Here is a 19,880-nt window from a genome sequence, read left to right as displayed (position 1 = left end):
GCTCTTGTCTTTAACCAAGCCGCAGCTGGTACCTTTGCAGGCGTCATCAGTGGAACGGGGAGCTTTACAAAGTTAGGGGCTGGAAACCTCACTCTTTCAGGTGCCAATACCTACACAGGTGGTATCACAATTACTGCGGGAACTCTTACAGGAAACACCACAAGCCTTACAGGAAACATTGTTGACAATGCGGCTCTTGTCTTTAACCAAGCCGCAGCTGGTACCTTTGCAGGCGTCATCAGTGGAACGGGGAGCTTTACAAAGTTAGGCGCTGGGAACCTTACTCTTTCAGGCGCCAATACCTATGGAGGTCTGACAACAATTAGTGGCGGAACTCTGACCTTTGCAGGAAGTACAGCTGGTTTAACAGGCAACATGAACAATGCAACTGCAGTAGTATTCAACCAAGCTGCAAATTCCAGTTTTGGAGGAATCATTAGTGGACTTGGAACTCTTACAAAGTCAGGGGCTGGAAACCTCACCCTTTCAGGTGCCAATACTTATGGAGGTCTGACAACAATTAGTGGGGGAGTTCTGACTTTCACGGGAGATACAGCTGGTCTAACAGGAAATATAAACAATGCAACAGCAGTAGTATTCAACCAAGCTGCAAATTCCAGTTTTGGAGGAATTATTAGTGGAGCTGGAACTCTTACAAAGTCAAGCACTGGAACCCTAATTCTCGGCGGGACTAACGCTTACTCCGGCTCCACAACGATTAATGGAGGAAGCATTTCCATTGCAACTACTGATGGAATTGGAAACGGTTCTGGGACTAATACGTTAACGCTCAATAACGGAACACTCCAAACAACAGCAAGTTTTACAAGTGCCCGAGGCATTACCTTAAATGCTGGAGGGGGAACCTTTAATGTCACACCAGGAGCAACCACAACAACTCTTAACGGAACCATTGGAGGTACAGGCGCTCTCACAAAGACAGGTGCTGGAACTCTAATCCTTGGCGGCGCTAATACTTACACGGGAGGGACCACAATTACGGGTGGAACTCTAACAGGAAATGCCACAAGCCTTACAGGAAACATTATTGACAATGCGACTCTTGTCTTGAACCAAGCCGCAGCTGGCACCTTTGCAGGCATCATCAGTGGAACGGGTACCTTTATAAAGTTAGGCGCTGGGAACCTTACCCTTTCAGGCGCCAATACTTATACAGGTGCTACAACAATTAATGGGGGAGCATTAACATTAACAGGGGCTTTAAACGGGCCTATAAATGTGAGTACAGGATCTATCTTTAATGTTGCAGGCGCTACGCTTTCAGCTGCTAACCCTGTTACAAACAATGGAACCACAAATTTTACGGGCGCTGCAGTGGCGACTAATGCAACCATTACAAATAATGGAGGAGCCACTGTTGACATTAGTGGAATTTCTGGATCTGGAATAAGCATTGGTTCTCTTTCCGGTGGGGGAGCTGTTGTATTGGGGATTAAAACACTAACCCTTGGAGGATTGAATTTAGCAAATACGATTTCTGGTATTGTCAGTGGACTTGGAAACCTTATTAAAACAGGGACAAACACATTAACACTAGCCACGGCTCCAACCTACCAAGGAACAACAACTATTAATGGAGGAACGTTAGCAAGATTTCTTCCAACAGGAACCGCTCTTACAGTAAATGGAGGAGGAACCTATAACTTGGATGGGGCTAATCGAACCATAGGATCTTTGACGGGAGCTGGAAATGTAAGCTTAGGAGCCTTTATCCTAACAACGGGAGGGGATCATAAATCAACACTTTTCTCAGGAGTTCTTTCTGGCGCAGGAGGAGGGTTGACTAAGACGGGAACAGGAACTTTCACCCTTTCAGGGGCCAATACCTATACAGGCCCTACAACAGTTAATAATGGAATCCTTCAAGGAACCGTACCCTCTGCTTCAGCTCTTACGGTCACAAGTCCCGGAGTTTTTAATCTTACAGCCAGCCAAACCATTGGTTCACTCTCTGGAAATGGAAATGTAACTCTAGGAGCAAACACTCTTACCACAGGCAACAATACAAACACGACCTATTCAGGAATTCTCTCCGATAGCGGTTTAGGGGGAGGATTAACGAAAGCAGGAGCAGGAACCTTTACAATAACAACAGCTCCAACCTATACAGGAGCGACATTGATTAGTGGAGGAACATTAGCAGGTTCTCTGCCTACAAACACAGCTTTGACAGTGAACGGAGGAGCAACTTATAATCTCAATGGAGCCAATCAAACAATAGGATCTCTGGCGGGTGCTGGAAATGTAAGTTTAGGAGCCTCTACTCTTACAACTGGAGGAAATAACACTAATACGACATATTCTGGAGTCTTTTCTGGTGCAGGAGGAGGATTAACGAAAGCCGGAACAGGCACTTTCACGATAACAACACTTCCAACTTACACAGGCAACTCAACAATCAACGCCGGGACATTGGCAGGAATTCTTCCCACGGTGACACCTCTGACCATAAACGGAGGGGGAACCTATAATCTTAATGGAGCGAATGAGACCATAGGATCTCTTCAGGGAGCCGGCTTTGTTCAATTAGGTGCCTCTACTCTTACTCTTGGAGGAAATAACAACTCAACAACTTATTCAGGAACTTTCTCTGGTACAGGAGGAGTGACAAAAGCAGGAACAGGAGACTTTTCTTTCTCAGGTGTAGGAGGAAACACGGGAACAACAACTGTAAATGGTGGGAGTTTCACGTTGACGGGATCTTTAAGCGGCCCTGTAGCTGTGAATGCAGGATCTGTCTTTAATGTGGCAGGATCAACTCTTTTAGCCAGTGCCCCTGTTACAAATAATGGAACCACAAATTTTACGGCCGCTGCAGCCGCGAATAATGCGACCATCACTAACAATGGAGGCGCCACTGTTAATATTAGTGGAATCTCTGGGGCTAGCATAAATATAGGATCTCTTTCAGGGGCAGGGAATATTATTTTAGGGGCAAAAAACTTAACCCTTGGCGGACTCAATACCGTCTTAGATACCATCAGTGGAATTATAAGTGGGGTGGGAGGAAGTCTCACTAAAATAGGAACAGGAACTGTAGCAATATCAACCGTTCCAACCTACACAGGACCTACAACTATCAATGATGGTATTCTTCAAGGAATTCTTCCAGCAACAACCGTCCTTACAGTAAACAGTCCTGGGCGTTACGATCTTACAGCTAACCAAACCACGGCAGCTCTTATAGGTTCGGGGGATATTCATTTGAATGCCTTTAGTCTTACGACGGGAGGAAATAATGCATCGACAACCTATTCAGGTGTTATGTCGGGCACAGGGGGGTTGATTAAGGATGGATCAGGGATTCTTACCCTTCTAGGCGCGAATACTTTTACGGGAGGTATCACAATTAATGGGGGTGATGTTCAAGTTGGAGGAGGAGGCATTCCAGATAATGAAACAATTACGCTAACGCCAGGCTCTGAACTCACTCTCCTTACTAATGAGACAATCGGAGCTTTGCAAGGCCTTGGGAGCGTTGAGCTAGGAGCTTTCACCTTAACAACCGGCGGAAATAATCTTTCAACAAATTTTGGAGGCGTCGCCTTTGGTACAGGTGGAATAACAAAGCAAGGATCAGGAATTTTCACGCTTGCAGGGGCCAATACTTATACAGGTAGAACAACCATTAATAGTGGAACGTTGACCCTAACAGGGTCTTTAAGTGGACCTATCACTGTGAATGCAGGATCTGTCTTTAATGTAGCAGGATCAACCCTTGTGGCCAGCAACTTTATTACAAACAATGGAACCACAAATTTTACGGGCGCTGCAGCCGCGAATAATGCGACCATTACTAACAATGGAGGAGCCACCGTTGATATTAGTGGAGTTTCCGGCCCTAGCTTAAGCATAGGCTCCCTTTCAGGGGCAGGAAATATTATTTTGGGAGCAAAGAATTTAATTCTTGGCGGACTCAATATCTCAAATACCATCAGCGGAATTATAAGTGGAGTGGGAGGAAGTCTCACTAAAATAGGCAACGGTATTTTGACGTTAACGACAACTCCGACTTACACTGGAGCAACAGTGGTTAGTGGGGGAACGTTAGCAGGTTTTCTGCCCACAAGTACCATTTTGACGGTGAATGGAGGAGCAACCTATAATCTCAATGGAGCCAATCAAACCATAGGATCTCTAACAGGAGCTGGAAACGTAAGTTTAGGGGCCTTTACCCTAACTACCGGCGGGAATAATGCAAGCACGACCTACTCAGGCATTATGTCCGGTGTAGGGGGATTGACGAAAACAGGAGCAGGAACTTTCACCCTTTCAGGTGCTAATACCTATACAGGTAGGACAACTATTGGCAGTGGAACACTAACATTAATAGGATCTTTAAGTGGTCCTGTCACTGTGAATGCAGGATCTGTCTTTAACATAGCAGGATCAACCCTTGCGGCCAGCAACCCTGTTACAAACAATGGAGCGATAAATTTCACGGGGGCTGCAGCGGCAAATAATGCAGCCATTTCTAATAATGGTGGAGCCACTGTTAATATCAGTGGAATTTCTGGCCCTAGCTTAAGTGTAGGATCTCTTTCAGGGGCAGGAAATATTATTTTGGGAGCAAAGAATTTAATTCTTGGCGGGCTCAATATCTCAAATACCATCAGCGGAATTATAAGTGGAGTGGGGGGAAGTCTCACTAAAATAGGCAACGGTATTTTGACGTTAACAACAACTCCGACTTACACTGGAGCGACAGTGGTTAACGGAGGAACACTAGCAGGATTTCTCCCTACAACCACGGCCCTTACAGTAAATGGAGGAGCGACCTATAGTCTCAATGGAACCAATCAAACTATAGGATCTCTAACGGGAGCTGGAAATGTAAGTTTAGGGGCCTTTACCCTAACTACGGGCGGGAACAACACAAGCACGACCTATTCAGGCATTATGTCCGGTACAGGGGGTTTGACAAAGGCAGGAACGGGAACTTTCACTCTTTCAGGTGCCAGTACCTATACAGGTCCTACAATGGTGAACAATGGAATCCTTCAAGGGACCGTTTCCTCTGCTTCTGCTCTTACGGTTTTAAACCCTGGTCACTTTAATCTCACAGCCAACCAAGCTATTGGTTCACTCGCCGGCAATGGAGGCGTCACTTTAAATGCCTTTAACTTAACAACAGGTGCAAACAACACAAGTACAACCTATTCAGGCATCATGTCCGGCACAGGGGGTTTGACAAAGACAGGAACGGGAATTTTCACCCTTTCAGGGGCCAATACCTATACAGGACCTACAACGGTGAATAATGGGATCCTTCAAGGAACTGTCTCCACTTCTTCCGCTCTTACGGTTTTAAATCCTGGTCACTTCAGCCTCCTAGCCAACCAAACCATTGGTTCACTCGTCGGCAATGGAGGCGTCACTTTAAATGCCTTTACCCTAACGACGGGCGGAAACAACACAAGTACGACTTACTCAGGTATCATGTCCGGCACAGGGGGGTTGACGAAGATAGGAACGGGAAACTTTACCCTTTCAGGAACCAATACCTATACAGGAGGAACCACAATTACTGCGGGAACTCTTACAGGCAATACAACAAGCCTTACAGGGAATATCCTTGATAATGCTGCCCTTGTCTTCAATCAAACCACAGCTGGAACTTTTGCTGGAAACATCAGTGGAACGGGAACTCTTACAAAGCTAGGTGCTGGAAATCTGACTCTTTCAGGAATGAATACCTATACAGGAGGAACCACAATCACTGCGGGAACTCTTACAGGGAATACGACAAGTCTCAGAGGGAATATCCTTGATAATGCTTCTCTTATCTTCAACCAAACCGCAGCTGGTACTTTTGCAGGAAACATCAGTGGAACAGGTACTCTTACAAAGTCAGGAGTTGGAACTTTAACCCTTTCAGGCGCCAATACCTATGCAGGACCTACAACGGTGAATAATGGAATCCTTCAAGGAGTTGTCCCCACTGCTACAGCTCTTACAGTCACAAATCCAGGTGTCTTTAATCTCAATGCCAATAGAACTATTGGTTCACTCACCGGCAATGGAAGCGTCACTTTAAATGCCTTTATCCTAACCACAGGAGGTAATAATGCAAGTACAACCTACTCAGGTGTCATGTCCGGCACAGGGGGGCTAACAAAGACAGGAACGGGAAACTTTACTCTTTCAGGAGCCAACACCTATACTGGAGGAACCACAATTACTGGAGGAACTCTTACAGGCAATACAACAAGCCTTACAGGGAATATTCTTGATAATGCTGCCCTTGTCTTTAACCAAACCACAGCTGGAACTTTTGCTGGAAACATCAGTGGAACGGGAACTCTTACAAAGCTAGGTGCTGGAAATCTGACTCTTTCAGGAGCAAATACCTATACAGGAGGAACAACAATCACTGCGGGAATTCTTACAGGGAATACGGCAAGTCTCAGAGGGAATATCCTTGATAATGCTGCTCTTGTCTTTAACCAAACCACAGCTGGTACTTTTGCAGGAAACATCAGTGGAATAGGTACTCTTACAAAATCAGGAGCTGGAACTTTAACCCTTTCAGGCGCCAATACTTATGCAGGACCTACAACGGTGAATAATGGAATCCTTCAAGGAAGTGTTCCCACTTCTACAGCCCTTACGGTCACAAATCCAGGTGTCTTTAATCTCAATGCCAATAGAACCATTGGTTCGCTCACCGGCAATGGAGGCGTTACTCTAAATGCCTTTATCCTAACGACGGGTGGAAACAACACAAGTACGACTTACTCAGGCATTATGTCTGACACAGGTGGATTAATAAAGACAGGAACAGGAACTTTCACCCTTTCGGGTGCCAATACCTATACAGGTCCCACAACAGTTAATAATGGAATCCTTCAAGGAACTATCCCCAGTACTTCCGCTCTTACGATCACAAGTCCAGGCGTCTTTAACCTCAATGCCAATAGAACTATCGGTTCTCTCGCTGGAAATGGACGCATAACTTTAAATGCCTTTAACTTAACGACGGGCGGAAATAACACAAATACGACCTATGCAGGTATCATGTCCGGCACAGGGGGGTTGACGAAGACAGGAACGGGAACTTTCACCCTTTCAGGGACCAATGCTTACACAGGACCTACAACAGTTAATAATGGAAGCCTTCAAGGAGCTATCCCCAGTGCTTCCGCTCTTACAATCGCAAATCCAGGCATCTTTAATCTCAATGCTGATAGAACCATTGGCTCTCTCGCTGGAAATGGACGTGTAACTTTAAATACCTTTCACCTAACTACTGGAGGCAACAACGCAAGTACGACCTATGCAGGCATCATGTCTGGCACAGGGGGTTTGATTAAGACAGGAACGGGAACGTTCACCCTTTCAGGGGCCAATACCTATACAGGTCCCACAACAGTTAATAATGGAATCCTTCAGGGAACCATTCCCACTGCTACCGTTCTTACGATCACAAGTCCAGGCGTCTTTAACCTCAATGCCAATAGAACCATTGGTTCTCTCGCTGGAAATGGACGCATGACTTTAAATGCCTTTAGCTTAACGACGGGCGGAAATAACACAAGCACGACCTATTCAGGTATTATGTCTGGCACAGGGGGATTGACAAAGACAGGAACGGGAACGTTCACCCTTTCAGGGGCCAATACCTACACAGGTACAACAACAATTGCAGAGGGAACTCTTATTAACAATGGAACCTTGGCGTCTACTGTTATTGTAACCCCAGGTACAGTTTATGGAGGCAACGGTACTTCGGGGAGCTTAATTAACGGTGGTATTGTTTCCCCAGGAAATTCCATTGGAACCTTATTTATAAATGGTTCTTATACTCAAGAAGCGGGAAGAGCTTTAAACATCGAAATCACACCATCAGGTCTGACGGATTTGCTTCAAGTAAAAGGTACAGCAACTCTTGATGGTATATTAAATGTACTTCCCTTAGGAAGCGTTTCTAGTTTTGTTCACAGGACTTATATCTTTTTAACCGCAGGGAACGGTGTCATTGGTCACTTTGCTAGCGTTCCTCCCATAACTAGTTTAAGCTTTACCTTGAACTATCTCCCCAATGCTGTTGAACTTATAGTTAAAGGAGCAAGTTTTTCTTCTCTCGTTTCATCAGGAAATGCAGGGATTATAGCTCAATATATTGATGAAATTGTAGCCAAAGGAAAAGTCACGCCTGATTTGAAGACGGTCCTCAATGCTTTGAGTGATGCGGCTGCTGAAGGAACAACTGCCCTTACTGCTGCCTTAAACCAGATCAGTCCTGATCCTTATCGTGAGTTAGTATTTCTTGCTTTTGACAAAACAAATTTATTAAGACAATCGGTCAGCAGTCAACAACAACGTCTGATTAACAACCATTATCTCAAGTCCTTAACTATGGATGAAATTGTTTCAGAGAAGTTAGACAGCTTCCAAAATTATCTTCATAACCGAAATCTTAGAGGCGGTTTTCAGCCTATGAATTACAATGCCATAGCGTCTAAACAGGCTAAAAATGCAAAAGATAAGTTTGGAGCTCCCTCTTTTAATAAGAGCAGCTTACAGCTTCAAAAAGCAATTCAAATTGGCAAATCCAACGTTTGGATTGAACCTTATGGTCAAGCAGGGCGTAAGAAGAACTCTTCTTCTCTTGCTGGAACAACAAGCAATATCTTTGGAGTTACTGTGGGTGGAGATACGCTTGTAGCTCCCAATACGTATGTGGGTATCTTTAGCAGCATTATAAAGACACACTTTGATTGGACGCAGCATCGAGGAAACGGCAACATAAAAAGCTATTTTGGTGGCATTTACGCCCTTTGGCTCAGCAAAACAGGGTTTTATCTTGATGGTCAAATAGCCTTGGGTGGAGGACGCTATAAAGCACGGCGAAATATTAAGTTTCAAAACATTAATCGCACCGCCAGTTCAACCCACAATGGTCTTTCTTTCGCAACGGATCTTGAAGCTGGTTACCTCTGGACTGTTGGAAAAACGCTTATCCAACCTTTCTTCAACTTTGCATACGTTGGTCTCCATGAAACGGCCTTCAGTGAAAAGGGTGCTAACAGTTTGAATGCAAAGATCGCAAGCAATACTTCTCAATTCGCCCGCACCGAACTAGGACCTATCGTTTCTTACTTCTTTACTTGCGATGAAACTATCATATACCCTTCTGTAAAACTCTCTTGGGTACAAAAAAGACCTTTGGGTAATATTGGTAAGAGAGAAAAGTTTAATCTCAACGGCCAAAGCTTTGGAACCACAGTTTATGGAGATAATCGGGTCCGTAATTTGCTTAGCTCAGGACTCTCCCTCACTACTCAATTTAAAAACGGCATCTATATCTCAGGAGACATCAATGCAGAAGCGGGGAGTGGTGAAAAGTTAGGACAAATCATGCTTAACCTTGGTTATAATTTTTAATATACCCTATTTTCATTGAACTTATCCACAGAACGTGCTACCTCTCCTGTGGTTACAGTTAATGAAGGAGTAAGCATGCTGCAAAGAAGTTATAATTGGATCTTAAGTTTTGCAAATCATCCTTATGCCATCTGGATTCTTGCCGCTGTTGCTTTTGCTGAAAGTTCTTTTTTTCCAATACCACCTGACCCACTTTATATTGCGATGCTTTTCGCGCGTCGCGACCGCATTTGGGAGCTGGCCATTATTTGCACCGTCTCTTCCGTCATTGGCGGCTGGCTGGGTTATGCCATTGGCTATGGCCTTTATGAGACCTTAGGTGAATTTATCTTACAAGCTTATGGTCTTCAGGGAGCCTTTGATCGTTTTCAACACAGCTTTAATGAGTGGGGTTTCTGGATTGTGGCGTTAAAGGGCCTCACCCCCATTCCCTATAAGGTTGTGACAATTGCTTGTGGTGTGACGGGACTTGATTTTACCTCCTTTACCATTGCATCTATTATTGCGCGTGGCTTCCGCTTTTTCACTCTAGCAGCCTTATTCTGGTATTTTGGCCCCACCATCAAAGAGTATATCGACAAAAATTTAACTTTTGTTACTCTCACGGCTCTTGCGGCCCTTGTCGGTGGCTTTGGAATTATTTATGCTTTAGGATGAAAATAAAAAAACAAATGGGAGGGGCTTATGTGCCTAAAGTATTTTCATTGTCTTACACCTAGAAATACACTAGGAGCATTAGCCCTTATCTGTGCAAGCATCTTAATTGCCGCCTACATCATGGAAAATTTCTTTGGTATTCACCCATGCCAAATGTGTCTTTATGAACGCGATGTTTTCCTCACGGCTGGTGGCTTTTCTCTCCTTTCTTTTTTTCTTATTCCTAATCGCTTTAAACCTTATGCAGTTTTGCTAATAGGATTTATTTTCCTTTTCGGTGCAGGACTTGCGAGCTATCACGTGGCTATTCAACAGCATTGGGTTGAACTTCCCTCCTTTTGTGCTGCCAATGATTTTAGTGCTTTTGAATCCATTGAATCCTTGAAAGAGCAGCTCTTGAAAACACCTTTTGTACGCTGTGACCAAGTGACTTGGAGCGTTTTTGGCCTTTCTCTTGCGGCGTATAATGCTCTTATTTCTCTTGCCTTGGCACTTTTCTGTGGAATATGGTTTTGGAAAAGGTAGATATAGCCCCCCTGCTCCGCGTTAACTTAGCAGGGGAATATGGAGCAAAACGCATCTATGAGGGACAGTTAGCTATTTTGAGAAATAGCCCCTCTGCACCCCTTTTAGAACACATGAAAACTCAAGAAGAGGTTCATTTACATACCTTTGAAGAATGGGTTGTGAAGAATCGTGTGCGCCCTACCCTTCTGCAGCCTCTTTGGCATATTGCTGGCTATGCACTGGGCGCAGGTACTGCTCTTTTAGGTGAAAAAGCAGCCATGGCCTGCACTGCGGCTGTTGAAGAAGTTATTGATGCTCACTATGAAAAGCAGTTGCACCGCTTGAAAAAACAAAATCCAGCCCTAAGTAAGGTTATTAAAAAGTTCCAGAGAGAAGAACAAGAGCATCGAGACCTCGCCCTTGAAAAAGGAGCCGAAGAGGCGCCGGCCTATGCTCTTCTTTCCAAAGGAATTAAAACCGCCTCCCGTTTTGCTATTTGGCTTTCCGAGCGGGTGTAAGACCATACTCTTGTAAAATACATTTGAAGGCACTAAGTTATAAGAACGATTAATTAAAGGAGAAAGAACTATGAGCGTACTCGTTGGAAAACAAGCCCCTAATTTCAAAGCAAAGTGTGTGGTTAAGGATCAATGCACTGAGGTAGAACTTAAAGATTATAAAGGAAAATATGTTGTTCTTTTCTTCTATCCTCTCGATTTTACCTTTGTTTGCCCAACCGAGCTTCATGCTTTTCAAGCTTGCCTTAAAGAATTCAATGATAACAACTGCGTTGTTTTGGGCTGCAGCGTTGATAGCCATTTCTCCCATATGGCCTGGCTGAACACACCCAAGGAAAAAGGCGGCATTCAAGGCGTTACCTATGGCCTTCTTTCAGATTTGGGCGGTAACATTGCCCGCGAGTATGACGTTCTATGCCCTGAAGGCGTTGCCTATCGTGGTCTTTTCCTTATCGATTGCGATGGGATTGTCCGCCATCAGGTGGTCAATGACCTCCCCTTAGGACGTAGCGTGGAAGAAGCTTTACGTATGCTTCTGGCTTTGCAACATACAGAAAAGCATGGGGAAGTCTGTCCCGCCAACTGGTCAAAAGGCAAAGATGCCATTAAGACAACTACAGAAAGCGTGGCGAATTACCTTGTTAATGCCGCCAGCTAATTGCTTCCACAGCGTGAATCACACCTAATCACACCATTAAATTCACATTTTGATGGTGCGATATGGTGTGATTATAATGAGTATCCATTGGCAAGAATTGTCAAAACCACCTCTTAAAGACACTGAATGTCATCTCAAGTGGCTGAGTCTCCCCCTCGTTTTTACTCGGAGACCCACCATCTATTAAAACAAACGATTTCTGAAAAAGCCGGTGTTCAATTATTCCTTAGTTTTTTTATTTTTACGATGTAACTTAGCGCCAAGGGCTTGCATTTTTTCTTTTATTGTTTCTTTTTCGACGTACTCTAACTCTTCTTCAGATTTTTCAACTTCAAACTTTGCACTTTCTTTACTTAACTTTCTTCGACTTAATGTTCTTTTAAAGTTTTCAAAAGTTGTTTGAGTTGAATTTTTTCGTTTAGGTTCTTCCATTTTGTGCGTAGTTCCTGGAGAAGAGGAAGGGGACGAAGAAGTCTCTTTCCACACATCTGCTAAGGGATCGCGGAGTGATTGAGCTATTTTAGTCAATAAACTCTTTTCATCAATCTCGAACTTTGAAAGAGTCTCTTCTAACTTACGAGTCCATTCCTCTTCCTTATGCTCATCTATGATCCCTTCGAGTAGATAAACAAATTGGTTATGAGAAACCCTGGCTTCATAAAGATTTGGATCACTTTGAACAGGATTTTCCCCATGAGCAGATAAAATAGCATTTAAAGGGTTAATTTCCGATAAATACCTTCCTGGAAGAGTACCCATCATTTCTCGCAGCTCGCTTTCTATTGAAAACAATTCTGAATTCTCTGATTGCTGAACTCTTTTTTTTGATTTTCCCTTGAGATCTAAAAAATCAATTTTTGATCCCATAAAAAGCAGTTCTTCAAAAACCGATCTAAAAGTAGGAAGCATTTTTAAAAAGAAATGATATTGTGTGTAAATTTGATCAATCATTTGAACAACTTGTACTGTAGTATAGATACGATCTTGACGGTATTCTTCTCTTTCTTTTGACCTTATACTTGTCTCTTTTTCTTTCCCTTTTTTAAATTCTTCACTAAATCTCTTACGATAAGACTTTATAATTTCAAGGTCTTCCCTTGCATCACAAAAAATAATTTTTAAGGATTGGAAAACTTGTTGAGAAGCCTCTTTTAACTTAGGTATTTCTGTTGAGAAAGTTTGAGTTTTTTTATTGCCAATTATCTCACAATCAATAAGAATGTGAAAATTCTCTAGATAAAAATCATATAAAGTTTTTAGATTTTCAAAAAAAGCTTTCTTCTCCATATCTTTGTCACGAAAGAGAAGACCACGAGACGTCCCGAATTCCAAAAATTTCCGTAGCTCTGGTAATTGTTGAGCCCGTAACTCCAAATTTGCTTTTAAAGATAAAAACTCTTGCGAAGAACGATGAGTTGTTTTCTTAGACCATATAGGAGTAAAATGTCGCTTTTTCTTAAGAAAAGGAGCGGTATCTACTTGTGGTTTAAGTCGCACACTTCCACCACTAGAGGTATCCTCCTCTTCATCGGAACTCCCTGCATACAAATGAGCTGTCATTAACAACAAAAGAAGACAAAGAAACCTTATAAATTTTGGAACGAGTGAATAGCTTTCATAGAACATTTGCCTATCCTTATCTAACCATTACAAAAGAGTAGATCATGAATTTTTTGAATTATCAATAGGATAGCTAATTTTTCAGGGAGTTTATAATAACATTTGGGGCTGTCCTAGATAACACGAAAAATGGCCCCTTAAGAAAGGGGAGAAGTGTGATGACACCCTAGATGGTCTAGATGATAAAATTAAAAAATACGTGGAATGCGTGCACAGTTGCAGCACAGCAGCGCTCCAGGAGTAGAGCTTTTCAAAGGTACAGCTCCACTTAGCCCCACACCCTCCTATAATATCATCATCACGGGATTTTCAATCAGATCCTTAAAGGCCTTGAGGAAATGAGCGCCAAGAGCTCCATCCACAACCCGGTGGTCAACAGAAAGGGTGCAGGTCATCACCGTTGCCGCAGCAAGGGTTCCATCTTTCTGAACGACAGGACGCTTTTCACCTGCGCCTACGGCAAGAATGCAAGCTTGAGGCGGATTAATAATAGCTGAAAAATCTTTCACCCCATACATCCCCATGTTGGAAAGACTAAAGGTTCCGCCTTGGAATTCTTCGGGCTTCAGCTTGCCTTCACGGGCACGAGCAGCAAGGTCTTTCATTTCCTTAGAAATTTCAGCAAGGCCCTTGGCTTCCGCGTGACGCACTACGGGCGTAATAAGACCGCCTTCAATGGAGACAGCCACCGCCACATCAGCAGAAGTATATTGGTAAATCTGGTCATTAATCCAGGATGCATTGGCTTCGGGAATTTTCTTTAAGGTAAGTCCACAGGCTTTAATAATAAAGTCATTCACGGAAAGTTTAAAGGCTCCATCAGCGCGGGCATTGATTTGCTCCCGGGCTTTTAAAAGCGCATCAATTTGACAATCAATACTGACATAAAAATGAGGAATTGTTGATTTGGCTTCCACAAGACGTTTTGCGATCACTTTTCGCATGCTGGAAGGGACAATGACCTCGTATTCAGGTTCATAACCTGATAGAGAAACACTTGGCACTCCAGCTGCCCTAGGAACATTTGCAAATTCAACATCCGTGCGCACAATGCGTCCCCGTGGGCCTGATCCAGAAATGGTAGCAAGGTTTAAACTTTTTTCTTCAGCAATACGCCGTGCAAGCGGTGTTGCAAAAACCCGAGGGCCAGTAGATACCTCAGGAGTAACTACTTTTAGATCTGGTTTTTTTTCTGGAGCTTTTGCCACTTCAACAAGTACAGGGGCTTTTTCAGTTTTTACATTCGCAAGAGCGGAAGCATCTTCCCCTTCTTCAAGAATAAGGCCAATGACTTCATTTACCTTCACGTTTTCTGTGCCTTCTGGAACGATGATTTTTCCGACCGTTCCTTCATCCACCGCTTCCACTTCCATGGTGGCTTTATCGGTTTCAATTTCCGCTAAAACATCACCTGCTTTAACCACATCACCTTCTTTTTTATGCCATTTCACTAAGTTTCCCTCGGTCATGGTTGGCGATAAAGCTGGCATTAAAATTTCAATAGGCATCCCAAATCCTTTTTTTAAGAACGATAACACACAGCTTTCGCTGCTTCTACTATAGATTCAACTTGTGGAAGAGCTAAATGCTCTAAATTAGCTGCATAAGGCATGGGCACATCTGCACCTGTGACTCGCAATACGGGCGCGTCCAAGTAATCAAAAGCATGTTCCATCATCAATGCTGCAATTTCCGAACCAATCCCGGCAAAGGGCCAGCTTTCCTCAATCGAAACAATCCGATTTGTTTTCATGACCGATTTAACAATCGTCTCCACATCAAGGGGACGAATGGTGCGCAAATCGATGACTTCAGCCTCAATTCCCTCTTCTGCCAAACGGTCAGCTGCTTCCAGAGCTTTACCCACCATAATGGAAAAAGCTGTCAGGGTGACGTCTTTTCCTTCCCGCCTGATCAGAGCCTGACCAATAGGCAAAACATAGTCAGGATCTTGGGAGACATCATCAAAGTTCTGCCCATAGAGAAGCTCATTTTCTAAAAAAACAACCGGGTTAGGGTCACGAATTGCAGCCTTTAAGAGCGCCTTGGCATCGCCGGCGCTATAGGGGCTGATTACTTTTAATCCCGGACAATGGGCGTACCAACTGGCATAGCAATGAGAGTGCTGAGCCCCCACACGAGAGGCCGCACCATTGGGGCCACGGAAGACAATGGGGCAACCCATTTGACCGCCAGACATATAAAGGGTTTTTGCCGCGGAGTTAATGATTTGATCGATGGCTTGCATGGAAAAATTAAAGGTCATAAACTCCACAATAGGGCGAAGACCACCAAAGGCAGCCCCTACCCCAAGCCCTGCGAAACCATGCTCGGTAATCGGGGTGTCCACAACACGTTTGGCCCCAAATTGATCCAAAAGGCCTTGACTGACTTTGTAAGCTCCGTTGTATTCAGCAACTTCTTCACCCATCAAAAAGACGGTTTCATCACGGGTCATTTCTTCGGCCATTCCATCACGAAGAGCTTCTCTAACGGACAGGGTAATAAGGGATGAATTAGTCATCGGCATCTCTTTTCTTTGGCTTAAGGTCATTGGATAGAAATTTCATCTTTAAGAACATCGGTATAAAGCTCTGACGGATCCGGCTCGGGAGAAGCTTTAGAGAATTCAACTGCTTCCAAAACCGTTGCTTTTACCTCATCATCAATGGCTTTGATTTGATCTTCTGTGATTTTCAATGTTTTAATCATATAAGCTTTAAAATGATCGATGGGATCTCGATGTACCTTAACCTCTTCCACTTCTTCCTTTGAGCGATATTTTGCAGGATCAGACATCGAATGGCCGCGATAACGATAGGTATCAAATTCAAGAATATAAGGGCCTTTTCCAGAGCGCGCATGATCGGTTGCCCGCTGCGCTGCCTCTCTAACCTCTTCTAAAATCATCCCATCAACTTTTTCTCCGGGAATTCCCCAGCCCTGCCCCCGACCATAATAATTAGGCCCTGCTGAAGATCTTTCAACGGATGTGCCCATGCCATAGTGATTATTTTCAATCACGTAAACAACAGGAAGTTTCCAAAGAGCAGCCATGTTATAGGATTCATAAACTTGACCTTGGTTGGAGGCCCCATCACCCATAGAGGCAATACAAACGCCCTTGTCTTCTTTATATTTGTGTGCAAAAGCAAGACCTGTTCCAATGGGAATTTGAGCGCCCACAATGCCGTGGCCTCCAAAGAAATTCTTCTCTCGACTAAACATATGCATAGAGCCACCTTTACCTCTGGAATAACCTCCACTACGGCCAGTCAATTCAGCCATCACGCCCTTGGGATCCATATCACAGGCCAGCATATGCCCATGGTCACGATAGGCTGTAATCACTGTATCTTGAGGCTTTAAAACCGATTGAATCCCTACAACAACGGCTTCTTGACCTATGTAAAGATGGCAAAATCCTGCAATATACCCCATGCCATACAACTGAGAGGCGCGCTCTTCAAAACGCCGAATCAAAAGCATATCACGATAAGCTTTTAAAACTTCTTTTTGAGAAAGTAATTTTGGCAAAACATACCCTTTCCTAATACAAATTTATTCCTCATGGTTACCCAGAAATGAGCCCATTGACAACCCAATTTCAATTTAAATAAGGCTTAAAAGCATAAAAATTGAAAATCCTACCAATAAAACACCTGAGACACGATTGATCCACAATAACTGCGTATCAGAAAGCATATGATGCATTAGCTGAACCCCTGTGCTTAGTGAAAACCACCAGGCAGTCGCCCCCAAAAAAACGCCTGTCACAAGAGTTAAACTTTGCATAAAGGAGTCATTTTCAGTTGAAACGCCAACAGCAGCAAAGGCAGCCGCAAAGACAAGCAATGTGATGGGGTTGGAGATGGTTAAGAAGAAAGCGCTTATAAAGCCGTGGAAAAGTGTTTCCTTTGACCCATTGTCTAAATTATCATGCCGCGGCGGGGCTCTATAAATATAGACACCAAGCCATGCCAAAAGAATACCCCCAAAAAGTCGCAAAAATACGTTATAAGTGTCGATAAAATCTGAAATAGCGGCCAAGCTGAATCCCGCAACGGCCCCGTAAAATGTATCTGCAAGACCCGCCCCTAGCCCTGTAGCCAGCCCCAGCAAATAGCGCCCTGAAAGGGTGCGCCGAATACATAAAATACCAATAGGCCCAACTGGCGCGGCAATTAAAAAGCCTATCAATGCACCTTTGAGAAACAAAAGAGGAAACAACATGACTTCAGCACCGCTTGTTTTAATTAAGCACAAAGTACTGGAATTTTAAGGTTGAAGTCCAATGAATTTTTTCTCTTATGGATCATTTTAAGAGAATAGAAAAGCGGCACCTTTCAGCGCCGCTTTACCTCCCAGACTATGCAATAATTCTTATTCTGAAGTTTTGCGCCTTTGCACCTTTTCTTTCATATATTGAGAAGGTTTAAAAGCAACAACGCGCCGTGGAGTAATAATGGCTTCATGCCCTGTTTTTGGATTTCGCCCAACACGTTTTGCCTTTTGACGAGCATAAAAAGATCCAAAAGATGAAATCTTTACATTTCTCTTTTGAGCCAAAGACTGAATCATACTTTCTAGAACAAATTCTAAAAGATCACTTGCCTGTTGACGGGGCAAATCGACTTCTCTAACGAGAGTATCAACGATATCTGCGCGCGTAAGAGTCGAAGTCTTCATAAAATTTCCCTTTTTTATATTATCGTCTATATGATAGCAAAAAATTAAGATAATTTACATCATTATTTCATCGCAAATGGGAAAAGTTAAAAATCTTCAAATAAACTATTAATAACTATAAGATTTCCACATCTACCTTTCCGTCATGGAAATGAACCTGAACCGTTTCATGGGATGTGACCATAGACTTGGAAGAAACAAGTATCTGCTCACCCTTTGTAACAAAGGCAAAACCACGTTCAAGCACCCGCGTATAAGAATAGCTCTCTAAAAGTTGAGCAAGAGCAATAAAACGTTGCTCAGCCTTCTGTAAAATATGCATTAAAGGAGGAGTAAGGCGATGAGATAAATGTTCAAGAGCAGTCGTTTGACGTTGTATAACTCTTACTTCCCCATTGACCAATCGCTCGAATAACTCGTCTAGCTTTTGGGTACGTTCTTCAAGCCAAACGCCCAAAGGAGGCATCCCCCGCCGCAAGGCCTCAAGCTGACTCTCATAAAGAGAAAGAATATGACTCAAACGGGTTGCAAGCTGAAGACCATATTGCAAAAAAGTTTGCGTCAATTGAGATTTGACGGGAACCGCAAATTCCGCAGCTGCTGTTGGTGTGGGGGCTCTTTTATCAGCGGCAAAATCAACAAGGGTCACATCAGTTTCATGGCCAACCGCTGAAATCACAGGAATATGACTTGCCGCAACAGCCCTGACGACGTTTTCCTCATTAAAAGCCCAGAGATCCTCTAAACTTCCTCCTCCTCGCGCAATAATCAAAACATCAGGTTTGATTTCTAACTCATTAAATCCTTTCACTGCAGCTACAATTTGCATTGATGCCCCTTCCCCTTGAACAGCCACGGGCCATAGCAAGACAGGGAGAGGAAAACGATCGGTGAGGCGGTGCAAAATATCTTGAATAACAGCGCCTGTAGGAGATGTGATAATTCCAATTTTATCTGGAAGAAAAGGAAGCGGTTTTTTCAACGCTTCATCAAAAAGACCTTCTGCGGCAAGCTTACGCTTTCTCGCTTCTAAAAGCTTTAAAAGAGCCCCTTCTCCTGCAAGCTCCATCCCTTCAACAATAATTTGATACTTTGAACGTCCTGGATAGGTTGTAAGCCTACCAATAGCAATAACCTCCATACCATCTTGAGGGTTTAAAGAAAGTCCTCCAAAGCTTCCGCGCCAGCACACGGCATCTAATACAGCATCGTTGTCTTTTAAGACAAAGTATACATGTCCTGAGGTATGACGTTTTAGCCCTGAAATCTCTCCTCGAACGCGCACACGAGAAAATCCTGCTTCAACAGTTTTTTTCAGCGCAAAAGAAAGCTCAGAGACGGTATATTCAGGGAGAGTTGAGGAGAGAGGAAGCATAAAATAAAAGCCTTATCTTGAATCACACACACACTTTTCTAAAGTGATAACCCTTAAAGATGAATTGTTGATACTTCAATTTCTAACAATTAATTCAATAATTTTGCGAGATCATCTTGCGAGATCTCTGTTACGGAAGCAATAAAGCCAACGTCCACTCCTTTTGCGAGCATATTTCGGGCGATCTCTATTTTACCTTTCTCTACACCCTCAGCAAGTCCCTTCTCAAGGCCTTGTTCGAGGCCTTGTTCGAGGCCTTGTTGAACACCTCTTTTATAAACATCGGGTTTGAGATAATCTGCCAGTGTCATTAGCTTCTCCTCATCAACTGTTTTTAGCTCTTTAATTGTTTCAAACAAATCTTCCTGATGAGGTGTCTCGCCAAGCGCCACCACATAGGTGAGTACAGTACGAATATAACTCTCTTCTCCATTAGCTTCAAGAATTT

The 19,880-nt window shown here is 43.5% G+C and carries 13 protein-coding genes; 5 read left to right on the top strand and 8 right to left on the bottom strand.

Annotated elements, in window-relative coordinates; translation table 11 throughout:
* The 5 genes from K2Y18_08695 to K2Y18_08675 all read left to right on the top strand — a co-directional run.
* Positions 1–9,408 (top strand): autotransporter-associated beta strand repeat-containing protein (locus K2Y18_08695; protein ID MBX9805812.1); only part of this gene is annotated, 9,408 nt, incomplete at its 5' end.
* 75 nt (positions 9,409–9,483) lie between these two features.
* Entirely contained in the window at positions 9,484–10,065 is a 582-nt protein-coding gene (locus tag K2Y18_08690; protein MBX9805811.1) for a DedA family protein, read from the top strand.
* A gap of 27 nt (positions 10,066–10,092) precedes the next feature.
* The gene (locus tag K2Y18_08685) at positions 10,093–10,590 is read left to right on the top strand and encodes a disulfide bond formation protein B (GenBank protein ID MBX9805810.1); all 498 of its coding nucleotides are present in this window, start codon (positions 10,093–10,095) and stop codon (positions 10,588–10,590) included.
* Entirely contained in the window at positions 10,572–11,090 is a 519-nt protein-coding gene (locus K2Y18_08680) for a demethoxyubiquinone hydroxylase family protein (GenBank protein MBX9805809.1), read from the top strand. The genes K2Y18_08685 and K2Y18_08680 overlap by 19 nt, the downstream gene beginning before the upstream one ends.
* A 70-nt stretch (positions 11,091–11,160) precedes the next feature.
* Entirely contained in the window at positions 11,161–11,748 is a 588-nt protein-coding gene (locus tag K2Y18_08675; protein MBX9805808.1) for a peroxiredoxin, read from the top strand.
* Positions 11,749–11,967: 219 nt separating this feature from the next.
* On the opposite strand, the gene K2Y18_08670 is transcribed toward K2Y18_08675, so the two are convergent.
* From K2Y18_08670 to K2Y18_08635, 8 genes are all read right to left on the bottom strand, one after another.
* Complete coding sequence (locus K2Y18_08670) at positions 11,968–13,374, bottom strand: hypothetical protein (GenBank protein ID MBX9805807.1); 1,407 nt, start codon at positions 13,372–13,374, stop codon at positions 11,968–11,970.
* 278 nt (positions 13,375–13,652) lie between these two features.
* Entirely contained in the window at positions 13,653–14,876 is a 1,224-nt protein-coding gene (locus tag K2Y18_08665) for a pyruvate dehydrogenase complex dihydrolipoamide acetyltransferase (protein MBX9805806.1), read from the bottom strand.
* Between the two features lie 14 nt (positions 14,877–14,890).
* Positions 14,891–15,898, bottom strand: coding sequence for a pyruvate dehydrogenase complex E1 component subunit beta (locus K2Y18_08660; GenBank protein ID MBX9805805.1), 1,008 nt, complete (start codon positions 15,896–15,898; stop codon positions 14,891–14,893).
* 20 nt (positions 15,899–15,918) lie between these two features.
* Positions 15,919–16,857 carry a pyruvate dehydrogenase (acetyl-transferring) E1 component subunit alpha gene (pdhA, locus tag K2Y18_08655; GenBank protein ID MBX9805804.1) on the bottom strand — a complete coding sequence of 313 codons (939 nt, stop codon included), beginning with the start codon at positions 16,855–16,857 and terminating at the stop codon, positions 15,919–15,921.
* Between the two features lie 123 nt (positions 16,858–16,980).
* Entirely contained in the window at positions 16,981–17,601 is a 621-nt protein-coding gene (locus K2Y18_08650; protein MBX9805803.1) for a LysE family translocator, read from the bottom strand.
* Between the two features lie 150 nt (positions 17,602–17,751).
* Positions 17,752–18,057: an integration host factor subunit alpha gene (locus K2Y18_08645; protein MBX9805802.1), complete on the bottom strand. Its 306-nt coding sequence runs from the start codon at positions 18,055–18,057 to the stop codon at positions 17,752–17,754.
* 115 nt (positions 18,058–18,172) lie between these two features.
* Positions 18,173–19,432: an exodeoxyribonuclease VII large subunit gene (xseA, locus tag K2Y18_08640; protein MBX9805801.1), complete on the bottom strand. Its 1,260-nt coding sequence runs from the start codon at positions 19,430–19,432 to the stop codon at positions 18,173–18,175.
* Between the two features lie 89 nt (positions 19,433–19,521).
* Positions 19,522–19,880, bottom strand: a 359-nt coding sequence (locus tag K2Y18_08635) for a hypothetical protein (GenBank protein MBX9805800.1), incomplete at its 5' end; no start/stop codon positions are given.

The organism is Alphaproteobacteria bacterium (genome assembly GCA_019746225.1).
GTDB lineage: Bacteria > Pseudomonadota > Alphaproteobacteria > Paracaedibacterales > VGCI01 > VGCI01.
The sequence above is the reverse complement of the archived record's forward strand: the minus strand, read 5'-3'. Positions and strand labels throughout refer to the sequence as shown.